Source organism: Streptomyces sp. NRRL F-5755 (assembly GCF_001279365.1).
Classification (GTDB): domain Bacteria; phylum Actinomycetota; class Actinomycetes; order Streptomycetales; family Streptomycetaceae; genus Streptomyces; species Streptomyces rimosus.
On the sequence record NZ_LGCW01000089.1, the window covers coordinates 1 to 7,622 of the forward strand.

At 70.7% G+C, this 7,622-nt stretch carries 7 protein-coding genes; 3 read left to right on the plus strand and 4 right to left on the minus strand.

Annotated features, from left to right (window positions below; all coding sequences use genetic code 11):
* Window positions 1-217: 217 nt before the first annotated feature.
* Window positions 218-655, minus strand: coding sequence for an alternative ribosome rescue aminoacyl-tRNA hydrolase ArfB (gene arfB / locus ADK86_RS11780; RefSeq protein ID WP_030604878.1), 438 nt, complete (start codon window positions 653-655; stop codon window positions 218-220).
* A gap of 208 nt (window positions 656-863) precedes the next feature.
* Between arfB and ADK86_RS11785 the strand changes: the two genes are divergently transcribed.
* A complete protein-coding gene (locus ADK86_RS11785; protein WP_053696547.1) occupies window positions 864-1,439 on the plus strand; it encodes a TerD family protein in 576 nt (191 codons plus the stop codon).
* A gap of 393 nt (window positions 1,440-1,832) precedes the next feature.
* On the opposite strand, the gene ADK86_RS11790 is transcribed toward ADK86_RS11785, so the two are convergent.
* Window positions 1,833-2,267, minus strand: coding sequence for a hypothetical protein (locus tag ADK86_RS11790; RefSeq protein WP_053696548.1), 435 nt, complete (start codon window positions 2,265-2,267; stop codon window positions 1,833-1,835).
* A gap of 530 nt (window positions 2,268-2,797) precedes the next feature.
* On the opposite strand from ADK86_RS11790, the gene ADK86_RS11795 reads away from it, so the two are divergent.
* Window positions 2,798-4,030, plus strand: coding sequence for an erythromycin esterase family protein (locus ADK86_RS11795; RefSeq protein ID WP_063788977.1), 1,233 nt, complete (start codon window positions 2,798-2,800; stop codon window positions 4,028-4,030).
* Window positions 4,031-4,615: 585 nt separating this feature from the next.
* Here the strand turns inward: ADK86_RS11795 and ADK86_RS11800 are convergent.
* Window positions 4,616-5,986 (minus strand): SGNH/GDSL hydrolase family protein, encoded by a 1,371-nt coding sequence (locus tag ADK86_RS11800; protein ID WP_053696550.1) that lies wholly within the window; start codon window positions 5,984-5,986, stop codon window positions 4,616-4,618.
* Window positions 5,987-6,295: 309 nt separating this feature from the next.
* Between ADK86_RS11800 and ADK86_RS11805 the strand changes: the two genes are divergently transcribed.
* The gene (locus ADK86_RS11805; protein WP_030645943.1) at window positions 6,296-6,793 is read left to right on the plus strand and encodes a hypothetical protein; all 498 of its coding nucleotides are present in this window, start codon (window positions 6,296-6,298) and stop codon (window positions 6,791-6,793) included.
* Window positions 6,794-6,868: 75 nt separating this feature from the next.
* Here ADK86_RS11805 and ADK86_RS11810 read toward each other — a convergent pair whose 3' ends face one another.
* Entirely contained in the window at window positions 6,869-7,513 is a 645-nt protein-coding gene (locus tag ADK86_RS11810; RefSeq protein WP_053696551.1) for a pentapeptide repeat-containing protein, read from the minus strand.
* Window positions 7,514-7,622 lie beyond the last annotated feature (109 nt).

Below are 7,622 nucleotides of genomic sequence, written 5' to 3' on the forward strand. Positions count from 1 at the left end.
GCCCGGGGTGGGGCGCATGGGGTGAAGGCTTGGGGTGTGGGGTTTGGGCTGCGGGATGCGTCCGGCTGGGTCGCGGGGGTGTACAGCCGGGCTACGGGAATGCGTACGGCTGGGGATGTCGGGGTGGGCGCGGTCCGTTTCGCGCGTCACGGCTCTTGCCGCGCATCGCGGCCTTCCGCTCACATCGCGGCCCCGCGCTCGCGTCGCGGGACTTCGCTCACGTCCAGTCGCGGCCGGAGCGCCCGCGCTTGATGTCGCCGCGCTGCTTCTTCTCCCGCAGTCGGCGCTCATTGATGCCGCGCGGTATTCGCTTCTTGCGCCGCGGCTTGGGCGGCGGCGCGGTGACCTCGGCGAGCAGGGCGGCGAGCCGTACGGCGGCGGTCTCCCGGTTGCGCCACTGGGAACGGTGCTCGGAGGCCCGTACGGCCACCACTCCGCCCTGCAGCAGCCGGCCGCGCTCGGCCAGCCGCTGGAGCGCCCGTTCCTTCCACACCTCGGGCAGCACTTCCGTGGCGGCCACGTCGAAACGCAACTCGACCTGGCTGTCCGACGTGTTGACGTGCTGGCCGCCGGGCCCCGAGGAGCGCGAGAAACGCCACATCAGCTCGGCCTCCGGGAGAGCGACCGAGCCGCGGATGACATAGGGCCCTGACATGCCCCCATGATCTCGCGTCCGCCCGCCCGCGTCACGTCGTTTTGCCGGGCCGCCCGGCCGCCCCTCCCGCACCACCCGGCATCAGGAATTGGCAAAGAAAGTAAAAGGAGCTGGAACCCGACGGTCCCTTCATGGCGTTGTCCAGGGTGACGGTAGCTTCGTCCGGAGTACGGAGCCCGACGATTTCGACGAGGAAAGGGACATCCCCATGGCTGTAAGCCTGTCCAAGGGCGGCAACGTCTCGCTCACCAAGGAGGCACCGGGCCTGACCGCCGTCACGGTCGGCCTCGGCTGGGACGTCCGCACCACCACCGGCACGGACTTCGACCTCGACGCCAGCGCCATCGCGGTCAACGCGGCCGGCAAGGTCTACTCGGACCAGCACTTCGTCTTCTTCAACAACAAGGTCACGCCGGACCAGTCCATCGAGCACACCGGCGACAACGTCACCGGTGAGGGCGAGGGCGACGACGAGCAGATCAAGGTCAACCTGGCCGCCCTCCCCGCGGACATCGACAAGATCGTCTTCCCGGTCTCGATCTACGACGCCGAGAACCGCAGCCAGAACTTCGGCCAGGTCCGCAACGCCTTCATCCGCATCGTCAACCAGGCCGGCGGCGCCGAGATCGCCCGCTACGACCTGAGCGAGGACGCGGCGACCGAGACCGCCATGGTCTTCGGCGAGCTGTACCGCAACGGCGCCGAGTGGAAGTTCCGCGCCGTCGGCCAGGGCTACGCCTCGGGCCTGGCCGGCATCGCCAAGGACTTCGGCGTCAACGTCTGAGGTCTGAGTCTGAGGTCTGAGCTCTTAGAGGTCTGATCTCGTAGAGATTCGGCCTTGTAAAGATTCGGCCTTGTGGTCGTACGTCCGCGACGGGCGCGAGTTGCTGGTGGGCGGCTTGCGCCTGGGCGGGGTATCGCGTCCGGCGCGTCCGCTGCGGATTCGGGCGGGTACGTCAGATGGATCCGTCGGGCGGGTCCGTGCGGCGGGTCCGTCGGGCGGGGCCGTCGGGCGGGTCCGTGAAGCGCTTCCGTCGGACGATTGCGCTGGGCGATCGGGGCCCGGTATGACGTCGGTCTTTGCGGCCTTCCGTGGTCGTGAAGGCCGACGTTGTCGTTCACGGACGTACTTGCCGGGCAGCCCGCTGCCTCCTCTCCCCCGGATCCCACCCGTCCGTCACTGCTCGCCGACCGATGGCTGCCTGGCCAGGAACTCGGCGAACGCCGCCGCCTGCTCCGGGTCCATATACTCCTGCCGCCCGAAGACCGCCTGCTGCTCCAGCCAACTGAGCCACCCGGCAGGACGCAACTCGGCCACCACCGCCCGCCCCCGGGTGAACGTCATCCGCTCGCCGTCCACGTGCACGTATCGCACGTACGGGCCGTGCCGCACCGGCCCGGGCGGCCGTTCCCCGGCCGCGTCCGGCGGCGGTATCCGGGCGCCGAGGAACCGCTGCGCCCAGTACTCCAACTCGGCCAGCTCGGCCGCCGGAAGCAGCACGCTGTGCGGTTGGCCGTCCTGAGTGAGGAGCACGCGCTCTCCGGTCTTCTCCATGTGAGCGACCAGGTGACCGAAGTCTTCGACGGTGTCGCCCAGTTCGACGCTTCTCATGGGTGGCGAGGTTACTGGTCGGTGATGCCATGGGGCGCCGGGGTGGGGCCCGTCCTGGTGGAGGCGCCCTGTAGGGGTGTCCTTGGGTGCACTCCTCCTGGTGGGGGCGTTCCCCTCTGGTGAGGGCACTTTCCTACTGGGGGCACCCCCTTGCCGAATCGGGCGGCTGGCCCCAGCGCGCAGCCATGGGCACGCGGGCCATGATCCATCCCAAGCCACCGCACACAAGCGCAGGGACGGACATCATGGCCAAGCACCGTAACCACATCAGCCGACGGAGACTCCTGACGACGGCAGCGGTGATCACGCTGGGAGCCGCGGCCCTCACCCCCGTAACAGCTCAGGCAGCCCCCGCCCCCGCCCCCTCGGCATCGGCATCGGCATCGGCATCGGCATCGGCGGCTCCGACGGGCCGGGCCGCTTCCGTTTACGGGGACCAGAGCCCCGTCCGCGCCCTGGAGCAGGCAGCCCACCCGCTCCGCTCAACCGATCCCGGCCGGAACACAGCCGATCTGCGCGCCGTCTCCTCAATGATCGGCAACGCCAAGGTGGTGGGCCTCGGAGAAGCCACCCATGGATCCCACGAGTTCTTCACGATGAAGGAACGCCTTTTCCGCCACCTGGTCGAGGAAAAAGGATTCACCACCTTCGCCCTGGAGCTGAGCTGGTCCGCCGGTCTCGAAATAGACGAGTACCTGCAGACCGGCAAGGGCGACGCCCGACGGATCGCCAAACGGGCGCTGGTCAACTCGCCCTGGGACCGCGAGGAATTCGTCAGCCTCATCACCTGGATGCGCGACTACAACCGCCGCCACCCCCACCGCACCGTCCACTTCATGGGCGACGACATCGGCGCCCCGTCGATCAACGACGCCTTCTTCGCCCGGGTGACCGGCTACGTACAGCGCACCCACCCGGAGTCACTGCCACGGCTCAACGAGCTGTACGCCGGACTGCGCCCGATCGACGATGTCTTCGCCTACTTCCGCAAGCCGATGGCGGAACGCCAGCGACTGGCCGACAAGGCACAGCAGGCCCTGGAACTGCTCATCAGCCACAAGGACTCCGGGGACAGGCCCCGTACCGGAACCGGAGCCAAGGCCGGAACCGAAACCGGGGCCGTGGCCGGAACCGAAACCGGGGCCGTGGCCGGGACCGCGAGCGGCGGCGACGCGTACGCCTGGGCCGTACAGAACGCCCAGTTCATCGCCCAGACCACCAAGTTCCTCACCATGGACATCGACAACCCCGCCTCGGTCACCGCCGCCCAGCGCTTCCGCGACGAGGTGATGGCCCGGAACGTCACCTGGTGGCAGCGGCGTGCCGGCCACAAGGTCCTTCTCTCGGCACAGAACGACCACGTCGGCTACGCCGCCGGTGACCCCGAGCTGTACCCCAAGACGCAGGGCTCGTTCCTGCGCGACCTGGTAGGCAGGGACTACCTCCCCATCGGCTTCACCTTCTATCAAGGCTCCTTCCTGTCGAAGGACGCCGCCCTCACCGGCGACTGGAAGGAATTCACCGTGGGCGCCCCGAAGCCCGCCACGAACGAGTACGTCCTCGACAAGGTCCGCCACCGGAACTTCTACCTCGACGTACGCCACGCCCCGCCGGCCGCCCGCACCTGGCTGAACACCACTCGCCCCACACGCAACATCGGCACCGAGTTCCCCCACCCAGACGCCCGCGTCGCGATCGCCCGCTCCTTCGATGTCCTCATCCACCTCCACAAGATCACCGCGGCCACAAAGACAAAGCCGTAGCGCGGGGTCCCCGGCCCCTCTCTCGGCCCGAGCCCTAGCCTCAAGCGGCCACGTCGGGCACCCCAGCCAAGCGGTGCCCGGCGCGCGCCTCCGCCGCCCCGGCACTTCCGCCCCTTCCCGCGCCAGCGCCCTTCCGACGCCAGCGCCCGACCCGTCCCGATCTTGCGCGGCCTGCCCGCGGGTCTCCCCACGGCCTCCCCGCGGGCCTCCCCGCGGAGAGGCTCGCGCGGCCGCCGCGACCTGAACCATGCTGCGGTCGCCGCAGCCCGCGCAGCACCAGCCGGGCGGTCGGGGCCGACGCCGGGGGGCGGCACGCGCCGGCACGCGACGCCCCTCCCCGGCCAGCCCATGGACTCCCGTAAACGACACGATCGTCGACGGCTGGACCCTCCCAGGGCACAGCGGCAGGGGCACCGCAGCAAGGGCACCGCAGCAGGGGCACTACGGGACGGGCACGGCGGAGGCGGCTCCCCCGGACGGCCCTACGCCGCAGCCGACAGAGGCCCGCCCCGCCCGCCCCTGGGCAGCGCCACTACCTCACCACTTCACCATCCCACTTCCTCGCCGCCCCACCCCCTCACCACCTCACAACTCGTCCAGATCCACCGCCTCGGCCATCGCGCGGTACCCCGCGTCGCTCGGGTGGAGGTGGTCACCCGAGTCGTAGACCGGGGCGAGACGGTCGTGGTCGGACGGGTCGGACAGGGCCCGGTCCAGGTCGACCACCTCGTCGTACTCGCCGGAGGTGCGTATCCAGGCGTTGAGCGCGTCGCGCTTGGCCTCGCCGCGCTCGGAGTAGTAGTCGGCGCCCTTGAACGGCGTGACCGTCGCGCCGATCGCCTTCACCCCGGCTGCGTGCGCCTGGCGGATCAACGACCGGTGCCCCTGGATGAGTTGGGCGACCGACACGTCAGGGGCCGGGCCATCGGGCCAGTTCGGCGAAGCGCTGGCGCCGATGTCGTTGATCCCCTCCAGCACGATGACCGAGCCCACGTTCGGCTCACCGAGTACGTCGTGCCGGAAGCGGGCCACGCCCTTCTCCCCGGCCCACGACGAGTCCGCGGTGACCCGGTTGCCGCCGATGCCCTGGTTGAGCACGCCGCGCGGGTGTCCGGTGGCCGCGAGGCGCTCGGCGAGCGCGTCCGGGTAGCGACGGTTCGCGTCGGTGGTGGAGCCGTACCCGTCGGTAATGGAGTCGCCGAAGGTCACCACTGCCTCCCGGCGCGCGTCGTCCTTGCCGCCGGAGACCTCGACACCGGACAGGTAGTACCAGGACCCGGACTTCTCGGTGAAGGCCGCCGCGCCGGTGTCCGACCGGTGGTCGCCCTTCGCGCGGTAGGTCGTGGCCCAGGCGGCCTGGTGGAAGGTGGCCGGTCCGGTCGGCCCGGCCAGGTACAGCGTCACGGTCAGCGACTCCAGCGCCCGGACCTTCATCGGCAGCCCGTCGGTGCGCACCTCGCCGCCCGCCGGTACGGTCACCGACCGGTGCCCCCCGAAGCGCAGGTCCCGTACGGATCCGGCCTGCACCGACGCCCCCTTGCCCGCGCGGGCGATGGTCGCGCCGGTCACCTTCAGCGGCGTACGGCCGTAGCGGTTGGACAGCTCGATACGGGCCTTGGTGCCGCCCGTACTGACCCGAACCACCTGCCGGACCGTGTGATCGGTGAAGCCCGTCACCGACCAGTTGGGCATCAGCGCGTGCGGTGCCTGCGGCGAGGTCGCCCAGGCGCCGCGCCACCGCTGCCCACTGCCGCGATCACCGGGCGAGGCGCTGTTCTTCCCCGCGGGCTCCCCGGCGTTCTCCGCCGCGACCGTGGCCCCTGCCGTCGAGGCCGGCGCCGACGCGGCCATGGCGGCCGCCCCCCGCTCCGTACCGAACACCGGCAGCGTCACCAGCGCCGCGGCGGCGAACAGCGCGCCGCCCGAGCGTCTGGCCTTGGTACCTGACATGATCATCCCCACCCTCTGACTGACCGGATGCACTGATCCGGGTCGGTTGTTCCGGCTTCGATGCCCCTGCTTCGTAGATCCTGCTTCGTTGACCCGCTCCGTTGATCCTGCTTCGTTGGTCCGGGCCCGTTACGCCGGTTGGTTTCCTTGGCCCGGTCTCATTGCTCCTGTCGAATTGGTTGGTCCGGTCCCGTCGCTCCGACTCGTCGGTCCGAGTCGTTGCGCATGCGCCGTGCCCGCTGCCGACGACACCCCGGGCGGCTGTGCCGACCGCGGCGGCGCGGACGAACGTACGAGCGTGACACCATCGAGGACGTGATCGACCTCGGCTACTCCCTTTCCCGCCGTTTTCCGGACCCGCCGCAAACGGACTACCGCACCGCGGACGTACGGGCCCTGCGCCACGACCTCTTCTGCGGCGACGTCTACCTGGCCGACACCAAGGCGGACCGTGAGGTCTCGACCGCCTGGGGCTGGGTGCCGGTGCTGGATTTCGCCTGGGCCCTGTGCGACATCGTGGAACGGATCGACCGCGATCCGCTCGGCAACCGCGCCGCACAGCCGCAGTACGCCGAACTGGATTTCACCGAATCGGCGGACCGGATGTACTTCGAGCGCCGCTTCGGCTGGGTGGACGTCGACTCCGACTGGATGCCGGCCGACGAGGCCCCGCTCACCTTCCAGCACTCCGAGCTGCGCCGCGAGGCCCGCGACTTCCTGCACGACCTGATCGCCGACCTCACCGACCTGCACGACGGGCTCGCCGACAACCCCGCCGTATGGGACCTCCAGGCCCGCTTCCCCCGCGTATGAGCGGTGCCGGCCCGACCGCGGCCGCCCCTACGGGCGGCCTCGCCCCGCCCCACGCTCCTGTCCCCGCCCGTACCGTCATTCCACCCGCACCCCCATCTCCGCCGCGAACGCCGGGGCCAGATCCATCAGCTGGGCCGGGCTGATCACCGCGCCCGACAGTTGGTCGATGCCCCGGGCGATGTCCAGGCGGGCGACCCCGCGCAAGTCGACGTCCCGCATCCGTACGCCGCTGAAGTCCACCCGGGTCAGCGTGCAGTCGTCGAAGCTCACCCGCTCCAGCTCCGCGCCGGCGAAGTCCGCCTCGACCAGCACACAGCCCTCGAACGCGACGTCCTTCAGCTTCGCCTTGCGCAGATTGAGGAAATCCACCTTCCCGCCGCGCACCACGACCCGCTCCAGCACCGCCCCGTGCATCTGAACGCCGCCGAGCCGGGCGTCCAAGACCTCCACGTCGCGTAGCGACACCTGCGAGAGGTCCGTCCCCACACCGCGCACCCCGTCCAGCACGCTGTCGATGAAGCGCGCGCGGCTCAGAACCGTCTCGTCCAGCGCGCACCGCCGCACCGCGCAGTCCATGAACCGGGCCCCGCGCCCCGCCTGCCCCGTCAGGTCGGTGTCCGCGAACTCCAGCCCGTCGTAATCCCCCTCGGTCTCCAACTCCGCGTCTGTGTACAGGCTCAGCTCCGGCAGCAGCACCGACGGCCGCCGCACCTCCCGCACAGCCCGCCCCGTGCCCACCTGCCCCTCCTGCGTGGCGGCCCGCCCCGTACGCGCCGCTCGTCCCTCCCGTACGGAACGCCCATCCCCCACCGAGCGGCCCTCCCAGCCG